Below are 12,434 nucleotides of genomic sequence, written 5' to 3'. Positions count from 1 at the left end.
TCCGCACAGATCAGGGCCACTCATGGTGGGCGTCAGCCCTACTTTACGGATATCGGCAGAGATGCAAGGGGGTGGTAATGCCTTTAAAGGCCTGAAGGCATGAATTTCACGAAAGGCACTGCCAAGCCCCACAGGTGTTCCGCATGCGGAACACCTGTGGGGACGGAGGGATGTGAGGGCGAAGCTGGGATGATGGCTCAAGTCAGCATCAAATGAGTTGTTCTTTCGAGCCGCAATACGGGATTTCAGGTACGAGGAGAGGTGTTCCGCATGCGGAACACCTGATCAGCAGCATCAATGCAGTGAAACGACCGAAGACCGCTGAAATACCGGGTAGTGGGCGTCATGGATGTCATCGCGACGCCGTGCAAGCGCCCTTTCCTCTGCAGCCACTGCCTGCTCCAGCTCATCCGGTGACATGCTGTACTTGTCGGCGATATCGGCCAACGAGAGCGCCGGTGCTGGCGCTGGAGTGTCGGGGAAGATGCCCATCAGCTCGGTCATGGCGGAACTGGTGTTGGTCAGCCCCTGCTTCTGGGTTGCGGCGAGGCTTCGGGCTGCGAACACCTCAAGCAGGGCCAGCTGGACGCGCTTGGCCTCGGTGAGATCCTAGGACGAAGAGGTAGGTTGCCTCCTCCTAGTAGCTTCAGGGCATAGACGCCCAGGTCGCCGGCATTCGCGACGCGCAGCTGGGCGAAAGCCTCTGTGAGCTCCTGGGTCGAGAATGGTGAACGTTCCAGGCCCAGGCGCTCTTTGCATTGAGCAGCCAGCTCTGCATCGCTGTGTTGCCGGAAGGCTTGCCATACCTGAACGCGATCACGCGTTTCCTTATCGGTCAGGTACTGATAGGCCATTTCCTGTAAGAAACTAGCGGGCATGGTGGCTCTCTCGATTGTCGATGATCGACGCGCTCTATCGGGGCGTTCGTTCTTCATAGGCCGTCTCCGCGGCTTTAGGCACTGGCTGCCATCCTTGGTTCAGTGTGCCCCAGCTGAGATGCTGGCAGCAGCACTTCCTGATGCGTCCCTCTGAAGGGCCGCGGTCATATCCTCAACTTCCTCGAGTAGATAGCCGCCACGGCCATCTACCCAGAGGTAGCCCTTCGATTCACTGATGCTCGGCTCGCGGCCGTGGTGAAGGCGGTAGGCGCGGATGAAGTTGTCCAGTACACGATGTTTTGCTGAAAGGCTCATGCCTGCACTCCTGGCGTGCGCGACCATCGGTCGCAGGTATCTACCACGCTAGCAGCGCTGACGCTTGACGTGCCTTTCACTGATGCCCTTCATGGGCGTTTTTGAAATAATATTAGTCAGATCTGACTTGTCACTTAGTTATCATAGTATTAATCGGTGGGATCGGAAACTTGCCCGTCAACGGTGTGACAGTTGTTGACACAGGCGCTGCGGGGAGCGGCGCCGAGCGGTTACGCTCGCGAGGCGCTCAACCAGCGTCGCACAATCTCATCAGGAACATCGCCGTGCTCCTGGAGATGCCGAACGATGCGGCGTCGGGTAGCCCCCTGTCGCCACCGGGCATCACGCCTCGGGTGGACTTGAGCTCTTCGATGATTAGACCGCTCCAGGAAAGGCCGTCGGCAATACCCGGGAAACGGATCATGACCGCAACCTGGAGCGCTGTCACGACGAGGCCAACCCCCACCGTCAGCAGTGCTGGCTGCTCGATGTCCATGTACAGGGTAATGGCACCGGCCCCAATGATGACGAGCATGACCGTCATGATCAGGAGAGTATCGGGTCGCATCGGCATATAACGATGGCCCAGGTAGAGCAGGCGGAGGCGCGACATGGCAACTGGCTCCTTATCCGTTGGGTTCGGCACGCGTCGCGCCATGCATCAGGTCTTGAGTGCCATCCACCGCTCCGGGGGCTATCTGGCTGAAACCCTCCTTCGGCGGTTCGGGCGATGCGGCATTGCCGGCGGCTGTTCTGGTCCCCTCACGCCACTGCCACGGTGGAACCGGGGCCTGGCCCGCCCACAGGCCTCGGCCCTGTCTCCGCGCTTCATTCTGTAGGTCATGCAGCGCCTTGGTCTGGGCGGAAGGAGCATGGACCCAGGCATGGCCTTCGCTGACGGCCCAGCCATTCAGCCATTCGCCATCCAGGTACAGATGCCCGATCGGTCGTCCCTGCTCGCTCGTCCCTTCCTGAATGACTGTCACCACGGTTTCGTGGAGCCGCGTCAGCAACGCGTCGCTGGCGGTGTCTCCGTGTGGCTGTCCCGACTCAGGCGCATCGATCTCGGACATCTCGACCCGTAGCGAGTCTCCCAGCTCGGGGCAGCCCGCTTCGAGGCAGGTGGTGACGACCGTGATTCGGATGCTATCTGCCGACAGCACATGGGTGACTCGCCCCTCGTAGGTCTGGCTGAGTGCGGGAGAGGCCGCCAGCGCCAGCAAGGCAGCAGCGACCCATCTGAGGGGTGAAGGGCTATGGATAGTCATGATCGTAAGCCTCTGGTGGCGATGCGATATGGGCGAGACCATTGCGCACATGGATGAATCCCAGGTGTTCCGCATGCGGAACACGACATGTCATGGCCCCTGGCGCGGTGGCCAGGGATCGTGGTGTTTTCACGTGGCATAGGTGTTCCGCATGCGGAACATCAGAGGCAGGTCCTCTCCCGCCCCTTTACCCTGCGATCGTGACGTTGAGGTGTTCCGCATGCGGAACACCGGAAGCGGGCCGTCACCCGTTTCGCACTATCCCATCGTGGCGATGAGGTGTTCCGCATGCGGAACACCTCCCGGGACTGCCGAGAGGTGTTCGGTAGATGAAGTGAGACAGCGATCACTACTGGAGGCCGATAGCCTGAAGCCCCTGGCCGACCCAAGCGAAAGGCGTCTGCATCATCTCCGGCCATAGATGGAACGCCGCCATGGTGAAGATCGCGCCGAGCACGACACCGCTGAGTGAAGAGCGCATCAGAAATACCCCTACTGCAATGGCTAGACCGACGGGCGGGATAGGCAGGGCCATGATCAGCCCTCCCCTTCTTCAGCGGCTCTGGCGACCAACCCCTTCATGGCCGCGATGAAGGCTTGAGCCGGCTGGGCGCCAGCCAGCAGCTGCATCTGGCCAGTCTGGTTGTCGACCACGATGGTTGCCGGCGTACCCGTAATGCCCTGGGAACGCGCCATTTGCGTCTCCTGGTCAATGAGGTCGCGGTGCCGCCCTTCTGCCATGCAGCTCTGGAACGTGCTTTCGTCAGCTCCGACGCTAGCCGCGAGCTTGGTGAGGTTGCCGGCACCCGTGCCGTTGCTGCCAGTCTTGTCATAGATCTCCTGTACCGCGACCCAGAACCCCTTGTTGCCGAGCTGCTCGCCGATGCACTCGGCGGCCTGGGCCTGAATCACCGAGGTCTCCCCCAGCACGGTCAGATGCTTGTACTCCCAGTTCACGTTGCCATTGCTGCCGTCGACGATGGACTTGGGCGTCCCATGGAACCGCTTGCAGTAGCCGCACTCGGTATCGGCGTACTCGACGAGAGTGAAGCGTGCGTCGAGGTTGCCGTAGATCCACTGTCCCTCGGGCGTCTCCTCGGCAGCGGCTTCATAGGGGGCGTACCGGGCATCCACTTCCGCTTGCCGAGCTTCTTCGGCATGAGCGCGGATGGAGGCGCTTACCGCTTCCTGGAACGCTTCCTGGCTGGAGAACTGCTGGGCTCTGGACTGTGACTCGACCAGGGTGGTGACGGCATCAGTCAGCTGCGCAACAGCCTGCTGAGTGTCATCGGCCTTCAGATTGGCACTCCAGGCGGTGTAGCCGATGGCGGCAATAAGGCCGACCCCACCGCGGCTCCCAGGGCGAGCGGTAGGGTCTTGCTGGTGGTGGTAGTTGACTCGGACACGAGGTCTTCCTTCTTCATGGGTTCAGGTAAGCGCCAGCAGGCTTTCAAAAACGCCAAACGCGGCACGGTAGAACAGGCCGTAGATGACTTGGGCGAGGACCCCGATGCCGGCCATTGTGGCGATCGCTACGCCGAACAGCAGGGGCTTGTTACGGCCATAGGCCAGCATGACCGGCACGGTGCCGCAGGCGCCGATCACGGCTGCCGCCCACATCCCGAGGTCCGGAAAGAACAGCACCTGCAGCGCGATGGCGAGCAGGGTCAGCGTCGCGCAGCGGCTGAAGGCCTCCTGCTCGGCTTCGGTGAATTCCAGACGCTCGTCGCTGGCAGTGTCCTTGGTGCTCATTGCTCTACCCTCCGGCCAGCCGCGCTGGCGATCATGTTCTGTGTCGTTCTCCGGCCTTGCAGGATCAGCGTCCACCCCTTGGGGAGCGCCTGGACCATCTGGCTGAAGGTCATTTCGTCGATCAGGTCGACGTCTCGGCCAAGCCAGGTGGTGATCACCATGGGGCGAAGCCTCTCGCCGGCCTCGATGCAGAACCACTGGCCCGACGTCGTCGCCTGCAGGCCTTTCTGGTGACTCAGGGTGACGTAGGGAAACGCCGCGGTGAGTCGCTCGTGTAGCCGCTGTACGGCGACGGCTCGCTTGGCCAGGCTCCACTGCTCTGCATCGACACCCCACAGCGCCATGTCGGTGAACGATGCCTGCTGAACTCGGTAGTCGAGCAGCCCGTTCTTGCGCTCCAGGAGTTCGTCAACAAACTCCAGCACCTCCGGCCCCTGATCCTCCAGCAATGTGTTCAGTAGCCGCATTTCAGGTGTCGATCCGCTTGTTGGGTTCTTGTCCTCGATGATACGGATATCCACCAATACGCAAGGGGTCTGGACGTGCCCTTGAAGGGCTCTGTGACACGTAAGTACCGGGAGGGCGCTCATGTCCTAGCCGCCGCTTGCTGCATGGCCCGTTGCTTGGCGATGACCTTGCTTTCGGGGAGCAGCCATACCTTGCGGTACCGGGGCGGTTCCCGGCGGTGATGATGCGGACATAGCCGTAGCCGGCGACGGGCTCGGGGCGGGTATGCGCCAGAATCGTGCCGTAGACGGAGAGCTGCAGCCGATCTGCGGACGTCGTCCGGGCGTCGCGGCGTAGCTTGGTGTCCACCGGGATAAGCATGCCCTTGTGGTTGAGGAACACCTGGTCTGGCGTGCCATGCAGCGCGACCGGGGTCTGGGTACGGATTGGCGACTCCGACATCACCAGCTGGCTCAGCTGGAGCTCCCGCGGCATGCGTTCCCTGGCGGTCCAGTGGACGCGCTTGCCGAATACGCGGCGACTGATCGCGTCGATCAGCGTGACTCCCAGCGCCAGCACCAGGAACAGGGTGAACAGTTCAGGTCCCATGGCGATTCTCCTGTGGCGGCGGTGGCAGGCGTACCTGGTCGATGCGCCCATCCGTCATGACGCTGAGGATCGAGCGGCTCAGCGGTGCTCCATGGATACGGTGGCCCTGGTACTCCAGCCAGGCTTGGTCACGCACCGGAACCACCCCATGCGGAATCTCGTCGTGGTCGCCCAGCCACATGCGCAGGCGTAGATCGAGGATGTCTCCGCTGTCGAGGGCAATCCAGCAGTGGGGGCTCACGACCGCCTGGCGTCGGCTGTCGCGAACATAGCCACAGTAGGCGCGGTGAGGGATGCCCGCGTCCGTGAGCAGAAGACTGAGGGCGTAGGTCATGCCGTCGCATTCAACTGGCGCGTCATCGAGCGCCAGCAGGGCACACTCGAGCTCGTCGAGCCAGTCGGACTGGCGATCAGTGTGGGTCATAGATGCATTCATATAGGCTTCCTCCCGGGGCTCTCTAGGGCCGCTAAGGGGACGTTGTAGGGACACACAAGACGGTGTCTTTGGTTCGTATTCGTGTGGAGCGGGAGTCCGGCGACTCCATGGTGCTATTGTCGGCTCTGCATGGATGATGTAGCGGCTCTGACGGTCTTGTTATGGCCGACCAACTCAGTGGTGAAGGGTTATCACCGCCCTTCCATGGCTCCACCGCCAGTATCACTCACTATTGTCCTCTTGGCGGCTTTCTAAAGACGTTACTGCGCCGCTACGCTCCATTGCTGCACCTTACGAGGTATCCCGAAACACGCAAATCGACGCGAGGGGTGATTCCCTGACGGCTTTACAACGGCTCTATCTTTCGAATCTCGCACAGAGAGAAGCGCGTGGGCGTATGCCGGCTTGTTCCGACGACGCATAACGGCTTTGGATGGACGCTACAGCGGCTCTCTAGGTTGCTGGCGCGGCGTGCCAATGCCGGCACGTGACAGAAGGGCGCTTTGGCAAGTAGCTATGGATGCTACAGCGGCTTTTGAAGGCCCATCGAAACACACGGTGAAACCGTGATCGGGAGCGTGGGAGGAGGCGCGTCGCGATCGACTACATGGTGACTGCGAACGAAGTGATGACAGGCTCGCCGCCAGTGAGCGTGGTGGCTACTAGGGAAGAAAAGCGATCAATATTTGACCAGCGTGTCACGAGAATGCAGCGTGCCTGGATTGTCCATGCAGCAGCAAAGGCTTACCGGTCTGTCGTGACAGCGTATTCCACAGCCTTGTCCACGCAATCTGTGGATAGCCTTGGCGGGGAAGGGGCTCAAGGTGATAACGCTGCGTCTCGTGAGAACATTCCCTGAAGCTGAGGTGCTCCGTCGTTACAGCGGCAGAGGTTTGGGTGGCGATGCGAATTGTGCCGACGTGCCAATGTCCGGGCCAGTGCGAGCTGGTGTCGCGGGTGACCACCCTTGCCACTGGACGTCGCTGCTGAGCGCGAAGCAGCTCCTGTCTCACCCCGATCAGTACACGAGCTGCAGTCGGCCTCCTCAGGCAGGGGCCAGTGTCGGTACCTGGGCGAACAGTGCTGCCGGGTTCGTTGATCTGATCCCATCCCGGGGAGTGCCGGCGCCTCACGAATTCGACTCAAGCGTGAAGCACCTGCAGCGATCGCTCGTTGCCGTGGGCCTGAGGTGCGATGACGCGACCGACCCATGCGCGGGTACAGGCCTCGTGTGGTCGCTGGGGCCGCATGCGGCGGCACTTCGTGACGTCCTCTGCGTTGTCCTGGTGTGACGCCGGGTGCGATGTCGCGGTACGTCGTCGCGAAGGGTGGTGGATTGCATCGGCGCTGCGGTGTGCCGATGGCGCATCGGAACGACGGTGGTCGACAGGGAGGGGTGCCGCAGTGCTCGATGGAGCGCCGACACATGGCTGTTGGCGCCAGCATGGCCCAAAGGCCCTGCGCTGATCGCTGTCACCTCGATGACCGGTCAGGACAGGAAGTGCTCGGTTGCGATACGAACGGACCTGCTGGAGGTGCCGACGAGACAGGCCCAGACGACCAGGGAGAACCATGAGGAGGGGCGATAAGCCGTGTTCGAACCGTCAGTGAACCGTGTTAACGCCGGAGGCCGCGTATTCGCGCTACAAGGCCCGTAGGAGCGTTCCTGGCGGTAGGGTAGGGCAGAGGTCGGCTGCAGTGGAGATCGTCGCTCACAGGCGCCTTCCTGAAGGCCGGATTCGAGAGCTGAGTGGGGAATTTGCCACCGCGGCGGAGTGCCAGATCCTTATCGCGATCGGTGACTGACGACTCACCTGGGGAGTGTGCTTTCCCGTCGCGCTCATTCGGGAAATATCAATCACCCACTCCGCGCTCTTTATAAAATCAACAAGTAGATGAATCCCGTGAAACCCTACATACCCGCTCAACGTCACGTCATGGCAACGAGAGTAAATCATTATTCGGGCAACCTCTGCTAATGACGGGTAATGTCTCACCGGTGCTATTTAGATCAGTGTCCCTGCGTATTCCCCTGACGATGCCGGTGCCCTGCGTCTATGTTGCCTCAGGCGTAGTTGGCTCCTTGTTATATATGCCCGCTAAGGCTTTTAGAGCACCAAAACAGCTATCATGGTGTCCTTGTTCCACACGAAGGCACTCGAAATTATCAGTCTGTGGTCTTAGGGCTGGGATAAGGTGGCTCCTGAACAGCACCGATCATAAAGACCGCGGCGATATCAAATACAAGAGGAGGGGAGGGCGGTCTTGCTAGAAGTGAGGCACTAAGTGTCAGGTAACCATCAACTCAGTCAGGCGTAAGAGGGGAATAGCAAAAGGGGCAACACGATAGCCCCTTGATGTCATTACGCTTCAGTGCGGTGTTTCGCGGCTATGATTCGAAGATCAAAGCATGGTGGTGACAAAAGCAAAGCCCAGGATGCAGGCAGCAGCGCCGGTAACAAGTGCCATGAAACGATGATACTTGAGGTTGGATGAGACCCCATCCTGCATGTGGCGACGAACCTCTGCGTCGAATCGAGCATGCTCTCGATTACCGGCTTCAATATTCATAGCCCTCTGGATCGACATGTCACCTGCATTAGCCGAAGAGTTAGAAAGCGCTGTCGCAGAAACGCTATGTCGCGATGATGCAACGTGATGTTTCGTCATGTCAGGCACTCCCCAGGTTACTTATAATCTTCGTAGCTTTGATCAACCACCTTCTTGTAGCGTCGCATCAATCTGCGCATCTGGGTGAGGATCATCGCTCGCTCTCGCTGCTTCGCATAATGACCTTCAACATACTCTGCAAGTTCCTTCTCCCACGACGGGCAGCGTGTGAATGTTGCCTTGCTGTAGTTGGGATTATTACTGGCCGTACCCTTCGGTAGCTGCTTCGCGTAATACCGTCCCTTCGACGGACCCGAGCGTGCCGGCCCTGTCGCTCGCATCCATACCGCCTGCAGCGTCCCGTCGATGACACGTACACGCGTCTGCAGCGTTGCGTCTTCAGCACCTGATGCAAGCTCGTCCTGCATGTTGCTCCAGTACGCATCGCAGATCAGGCGGGCATGTGCTGCCGCCGCATAGAACTCGTGCTCGAGCAGCTGCTCAAGCTGCTGGATCGCCGTGGTAGACGATGCCCCGATGTCCGGTAGCTTCAGCGCGCTGTCCTCTAAGGACGAACCCTCCTCAGTGACGCGTCGCAACACCTCAGTCCTTACCACACTCCACCCCCTCTTTGGCTGTGGCCGCTGTCGCCCATTTCCCACCCATACCTATCTCTTGGTAGACGACTCATGTCTACCTCAAGAGCGGAGCAATGCAGCGCCGACTAATTCGCAAGCAGTCTACCAACAATTGGTAGACTTGCCACTACCTCCAGGTATATCCACCAAATTGGTAGGTATGCAAGGCAGAAGCTGCCGGAACAGGGGCTTGAAGTCGTGTGGGGCGGGCTTTTAGGTGGCTGGCTGGCAAGGGGGCTGGCAAGCGTCGCGATGGCCCGGATCACACCCTGGAGACGGGGCAGCCACCAGGAAGCACAGCTGTCATCGCACACAGGCATTCACCCTGGAACGGCTCTTAAAGGACGCTGTGCTGCAGGGTATGAGCTCTGGACAGGCAGTACAATGTGCTCTGAATGGACGCTGAGGCGTACGTGGAAGCAGGCTTTTGCGTGCTTCGATGGTCTCCACAGGGATGCTGTAGCGGCTCTATGATGTTGCTAAATTCATCGGGTGCTATATAGTTGTTGGTGTGAGAGCGCGAGTGCATGGCACTCGAAATGATGTAGATGCATAACTTCCCATGAGGAGAGCGAACATGTCACAAGGTAGCGTCGTCGGTCTTGATATTGGCTACTCTAACGTCAAGATGGTTTACCAGGAGGGTGGTGTTAAGAAAAGCGTCATAATGCCAGCAGGTGCCGCTCCGACGGCTCAGTTTTCTAATAACCCTGGAGGAAACATGGCGGGTGGAGCAGCAGGGGCTGCCAAGCCAATCCAGGTCGTTATTGATGGTGAATCATACTTTGCAGGAGTTGAGCCTGCTTCTCTCGATTCCTGGGAGCGCATCCTCGGGGATGATTACATCGACTCCAAACCCTATAAGGCACTTTTCTTTGCAGCGCTTGCAAAAACCGGGATGAGCGAAATAGATCATCTCGTGACTGGGCTCCCGGTCAATCACTTCATGGACGTAAAATATAGGAATCGTCTTAGCAAGATAATGGAGGGCGAGCACCAGATCGCACCTAGGAAGACTGTAAATGTTAAAAAGGTTACTGTCTTACCCCAACCGGGTGGGGCGTATTACCATGCGATCAATACCATCGATGATCCAGAGATCATGGAGCGCATCGAGTTCGGGCGTTGCATAGTAATTGATCCAGGATTCTATTCAGTGGATTACGTGACGTTTGATGAAGGCGCAATTCGCTACGGGTCCGCTGGAACCTCTCTGGAAGCCATGTCACGAATCCTCCAGCGGGTCGCTGATGAAATCCATAAGGACTATTCGACACCTCCTCAGATTCATAATCTTGAGAAGGCAGTCCGGCTTGGTCGGGGTTTTATCATGCACATGTCTGAAAAGGTTGTGTTAGAAGAGTATCTGCGACGTGCAGGATATGAATCTGGTTCGACTGCCATTCAGAAGCTCAAGAATACTATTCGTCTCGATGGTGTTACTGCCGATGTCGTAATTATTGCGGGAGGCGGTGCCGAGTTTTATCGTGAGGCTGCCAAGGAGGCGTTCAACAAGGCACGCATTTTTGTCCCGCAAGATCATGTCCATGCCGTTGCTGATGGATATTTCATTGCTGGAACTAGCGCACTTTGACCGTAGCTGACCACCCGGAGACGATCATGGCTCAAGAAGACTCTATGGCCTTAAATTGTCGCGTCCGCATAGACAAGAAGGTCCACCCGAGCTTGTACCAGGAACTCGAGAGTCTTGGTAGAAGAGATCGCTGCGAGCGGCTCAGATTCCTGGCTCAGCAAGGCCTGCTTGCTGAGGCTTTGGGGTTGATGTAGTTGCCGCGGCGGCAACAGGAGGCACCTCAAGGCCGAAACGAGCCAAGCGGAAGGTTTCACAACAGGGCAGACAAGCAGAGGCCTCTTCCGCCCAGGAGTCACAGGTCATGCCTACCGGCCAGGCATCAGATGTACCTCTCTCGGCATCGGATGATAGGGGCGAGGCCATGGGGTCTAGTCCATCCTCCGAACCTGCAGGGCCTTCAGGAGCAGCTGCAGGGAATGATCTGAATGCGACGGGGCCGGCAGGAGGTGACAGGCCAGACCCTCTACGCAGTAGCTCTCATCGACTGATGGGTAAGGCAGGGATGCTTGCCCCGGACAATAGCCAGGGCGACAATCGCGGTAGTTGATGGCACCTACGGACGTTAAAAAGGGGCGCTACCTGTATCGCTAGGTAGCGCCCCTTTCTCATGATCCATATCGCGGAAATCGTTTAGATCATGCAACGACTGTCTCTACGCGAGCGCTCGGGTGAGGCGGATGACCAGCACAGAAAGGACACTTGGTTGAGCACTCCTGGCGAATGGAAATAAAGAATTCGAGATCGCAGCAGTCGCATTTCTCGAACATTGCATCATCCGAACGCAGCTCCTGGGCGAGGCCATAGGCGTCGTTGATAGTGACGAAATCTACGGGATGACGGTTGATTTCTGACTTCACAAGGACATAGGTATCGTATGCGAGGTTGAGGGCGTTGATATTGACGGACAGCAGTATGTCCTCTCCTCCGTAGTTCCGGTATGCAAGCATCAGGATCGTGACATCTTCACGATCCTCAGAACGCTTGATGATGCTTTGACCCTGACGAATCTGCCTGCCCCGTGGATTTTTCGCCAACCCCTCGGCCGTCAGCTTGGAACGCAACGTGCGAATCGTTTTCATTGAGAGCTGGGTCTCAAGCTTTACGGCATTGTTGATGTAGCCGCGCATGATCATGTCCCGCGCCATGGCCACCTGATCGAACTGTTCTGTTCCTAGCTGCATGATTCTTACCCTTCAGTCGTGCCGTTCGAGCGGCATCTTTCGGTTATCTGCGTTTTTACTGCGTTATCCTGTTACTGCTGCGGATTTTGTCATGGCGTATGCCATCCGCTTTGTAAGTGCCAGGCGCGGGCTGGCATTTGCGACCTCCTCGATAATGCTGGAGGCAAACCGAAGTTGGAAATCGGTTCCAAGTTTTGATGCGATTTGTCTGAGCTGGTTGGATGATGCTGTGCCGGCAGCCTTGGCAACACGCCGACTGACTCCATAGCGGAGCATTGCCGTATCCGGACTGGTCCGGGAGCCCTTGCTGACTAACAGCCAAAAATGGGCTTCGAGCTGGCCATGTGAGTGGCGTGAAAGGAGTGATAGGGGTCATACGGCTCCGCCAGCAGTGCGATGAAGCTGTCCTCATCGAAAACTGGCTGGAACGAGGCGATGACCCCAGAAGACAGACGCTCTACCTGTCGGGGTGAGAGGCCGGCTACCAAAGAAGCGTATTCGCGCTGAATACCAAAGGTCTGAATGGTCTCCTCTGGTGAGCGGTTTGCGCACTGCTGGACCAGGTGCCAGAGAGTATGGTCCCACTCCCAGAGATCTTGATCGTATCCGAACATGGAGAGGCCGCTCATTCTGCTCCCCCAACACATCCCGGATGTTCCTGTAGATAGCCAGAATTCGCTGGCCATAATTGCGGGCTCGTTCCTCG

The 12,434-nt window shown here is 58.6% G+C and carries 15 protein-coding genes; 1 reads left to right on the top strand and 14 read right to left on the bottom strand.

Translation table 11 applies throughout. The annotated features are described in order from the left end of the window. Positions 1-294 precede the first annotated feature (294 nt). From ACUDAL_RS20305 to mobI, 12 genes are all read right to left on the bottom strand, one after another. A complete protein-coding gene (locus tag ACUDAL_RS20305; protein ID WP_444679651.1) occupies positions 295-567 on the bottom strand; it encodes a hypothetical protein in 273 nt (90 codons plus the stop codon). A gap of 410 nt (positions 568-977) precedes the next feature. Further along, positions 978-1,193, bottom strand: coding sequence for a hypothetical protein (locus ACUDAL_RS20300; RefSeq protein WP_444679650.1), 216 nt, complete (start codon positions 1,191-1,193; stop codon positions 978-980). Positions 1,194-1,440: 247 nt separating this feature from the next. Continuing rightward, a complete protein-coding gene (locus ACUDAL_RS20295) occupies positions 1,441-1,806 on the bottom strand; it encodes a hypothetical protein (protein WP_444679649.1) in 366 nt (121 codons plus the stop codon). A gap of 13 nt (positions 1,807-1,819) precedes the next feature. Then, positions 1,820-2,416: a thermonuclease family protein gene (locus ACUDAL_RS20290; RefSeq protein WP_444679648.1), complete on the bottom strand. Its 597-nt coding sequence runs from the start codon at positions 2,414-2,416 to the stop codon at positions 1,820-1,822. A 394-nt stretch (positions 2,417-2,810) separates the two neighbouring features. Further along, on the bottom strand, positions 2,811-2,996 hold the full coding sequence (locus ACUDAL_RS20285) for a hypothetical protein (protein ID WP_444679647.1): 186 nt from the start codon (positions 2,994-2,996) through the stop codon (positions 2,811-2,813). A gap of 2 nt (positions 2,997-2,998) precedes the next feature. Continuing rightward, positions 2,999-3,595 (bottom strand): DsbA family protein, encoded by a 597-nt coding sequence (locus tag ACUDAL_RS20280; RefSeq protein ID WP_444679646.1) that lies wholly within the window; start codon positions 3,593-3,595, stop codon positions 2,999-3,001. A 294-nt stretch (positions 3,596-3,889) separates the two neighbouring features. After that, positions 3,890-4,213 (bottom strand): hypothetical protein, encoded by a 324-nt coding sequence (locus tag ACUDAL_RS20275; protein WP_444679645.1) that lies wholly within the window; start codon positions 4,211-4,213, stop codon positions 3,890-3,892. Next, the gene (locus ACUDAL_RS20270) at positions 4,210-4,680 is read right to left on the bottom strand and encodes a hypothetical protein (protein WP_444679644.1); all 471 of its coding nucleotides are present in this window, start codon (positions 4,678-4,680) and stop codon (positions 4,210-4,212) included. The genes ACUDAL_RS20275 and ACUDAL_RS20270 overlap by 4 nt, the downstream gene beginning before the upstream one ends. 1 nt (position 4,681) lies before the next feature. Continuing rightward, positions 4,682-5,269: a PD-(D/E)XK nuclease family protein gene (locus ACUDAL_RS20265; RefSeq protein ID WP_444679643.1), complete on the bottom strand. Its 588-nt coding sequence runs from the start codon at positions 5,267-5,269 to the stop codon at positions 4,682-4,684. Next, the gene (locus ACUDAL_RS20260) at positions 5,259-5,705 is read right to left on the bottom strand and encodes a hypothetical protein (protein WP_444679642.1); all 447 of its coding nucleotides are present in this window, start codon (positions 5,703-5,705) and stop codon (positions 5,259-5,261) included. The genes ACUDAL_RS20265 and ACUDAL_RS20260 overlap by 11 nt, the downstream gene beginning before the upstream one ends. A gap of 2,403 nt (positions 5,706-8,108) precedes the next feature. Beyond that, a complete protein-coding gene (locus ACUDAL_RS20255) occupies positions 8,109-8,375 on the bottom strand; it encodes a hypothetical protein (RefSeq protein ID WP_444679641.1) in 267 nt (88 codons plus the stop codon). A 17-nt stretch (positions 8,376-8,392) separates the two neighbouring features. After that, complete coding sequence (gene mobI / locus ACUDAL_RS20250; protein WP_444679640.1) at positions 8,393-8,914, bottom strand: conjugative transfer protein MobI(A/C); 522 nt, start codon at positions 8,912-8,914, stop codon at positions 8,393-8,395. Positions 8,915-9,530: 616 nt separating this feature from the next. On the opposite strand from mobI, the gene ACUDAL_RS20245 reads away from it, so the two are divergent. Next, positions 9,531-10,547: a ParM/StbA family protein gene (locus tag ACUDAL_RS20245; protein WP_444679639.1), complete on the top strand. Its 1,017-nt coding sequence runs from the start codon at positions 9,531-9,533 to the stop codon at positions 10,545-10,547. Between the two features lie 635 nt (positions 10,548-11,182). Here ACUDAL_RS20245 and ACUDAL_RS20240 read toward each other — a convergent pair. Further along, positions 11,183-11,728, bottom strand: coding sequence for a hypothetical protein (locus ACUDAL_RS20240; protein WP_421414589.1), 546 nt, complete (start codon positions 11,726-11,728; stop codon positions 11,183-11,185). A gap of 311 nt (positions 11,729-12,039) precedes the next feature. Continuing rightward, positions 12,040-12,357 (bottom strand): hypothetical protein, encoded by a 318-nt coding sequence (locus ACUDAL_RS20235; protein ID WP_444679638.1) that lies wholly within the window; start codon positions 12,355-12,357, stop codon positions 12,040-12,042. Between the last annotated feature and the right edge of the window lie 77 nt (positions 12,358-12,434).

Origin of the sequence: Halomonas sp. E19, assembly GCF_052439355.1 — a bacterium.
GTDB lineage: Bacteria > Pseudomonadota > Gammaproteobacteria > Pseudomonadales > Halomonadaceae > Halomonas.
This window is presented reverse-complemented; position numbering and strand designations above follow the sequence as displayed.

Coding starts and splice junctions, on each gene's coding strand:
- ACUDAL_RS20240 (WP_421414589.1), bottom strand. CDS start 11,728: ATGCAGCTAGGAACAGAACAGTTCGATCAGGTGGCCATGGCGCGGGAC.
- ACUDAL_RS20235 (WP_444679638.1), bottom strand. CDS start 12,357: ATGAGCGGCCTCTCCATGTTCGGATACGATCAAGATCTCTGGGAGTGG.
- ACUDAL_RS20275 (WP_444679645.1), bottom strand. CDS start 4,213: ATGAGCACCAAGGACACTGCCAGCGACGAGCGTCTGGAATTCACCGAA.
- ACUDAL_RS20300 (WP_444679650.1), bottom strand. CDS start 1,193: ATGAGCCTTTCAGCAAAACATCGTGTACTGGACAACTTCATCCGCGCC.
- ACUDAL_RS20265 (WP_444679643.1), bottom strand. CDS start 5,269: ATGGGACCTGAACTGTTCACCCTGTTCCTGGTGCTGGCGCTGGGAGTC.
- ACUDAL_RS20270 (WP_444679644.1), bottom strand. CDS start 4,680: ATGCGGCTACTGAACACATTGCTGGAGGATCAGGGGCCGGAGGTGCTG.
- ACUDAL_RS20260 (WP_444679642.1), bottom strand. CDS start 5,705: ATGAATGCATCTATGACCCACACTGATCGCCAGTCCGACTGGCTCGAC.
- ACUDAL_RS20245 (WP_444679639.1), top strand. CDS start 9,531: ATGTCACAAGGTAGCGTCGTCGGTCTTGATATTGGCTACTCTAACGTC.
- ACUDAL_RS20255 (WP_444679641.1), bottom strand. CDS start 8,375: ATGACGAAACATCACGTTGCATCATCGCGACATAGCGTTTCTGCGACA.
- ACUDAL_RS20285 (WP_444679647.1), bottom strand. CDS start 2,996: ATGGCCCTGCCTATCCCGCCCGTCGGTCTAGCCATTGCAGTAGGGGTA.
- ACUDAL_RS20295 (WP_444679649.1), bottom strand. CDS start 1,806: ATGTCGCGCCTCCGCCTGCTCTACCTGGGCCATCGTTATATGCCGATG.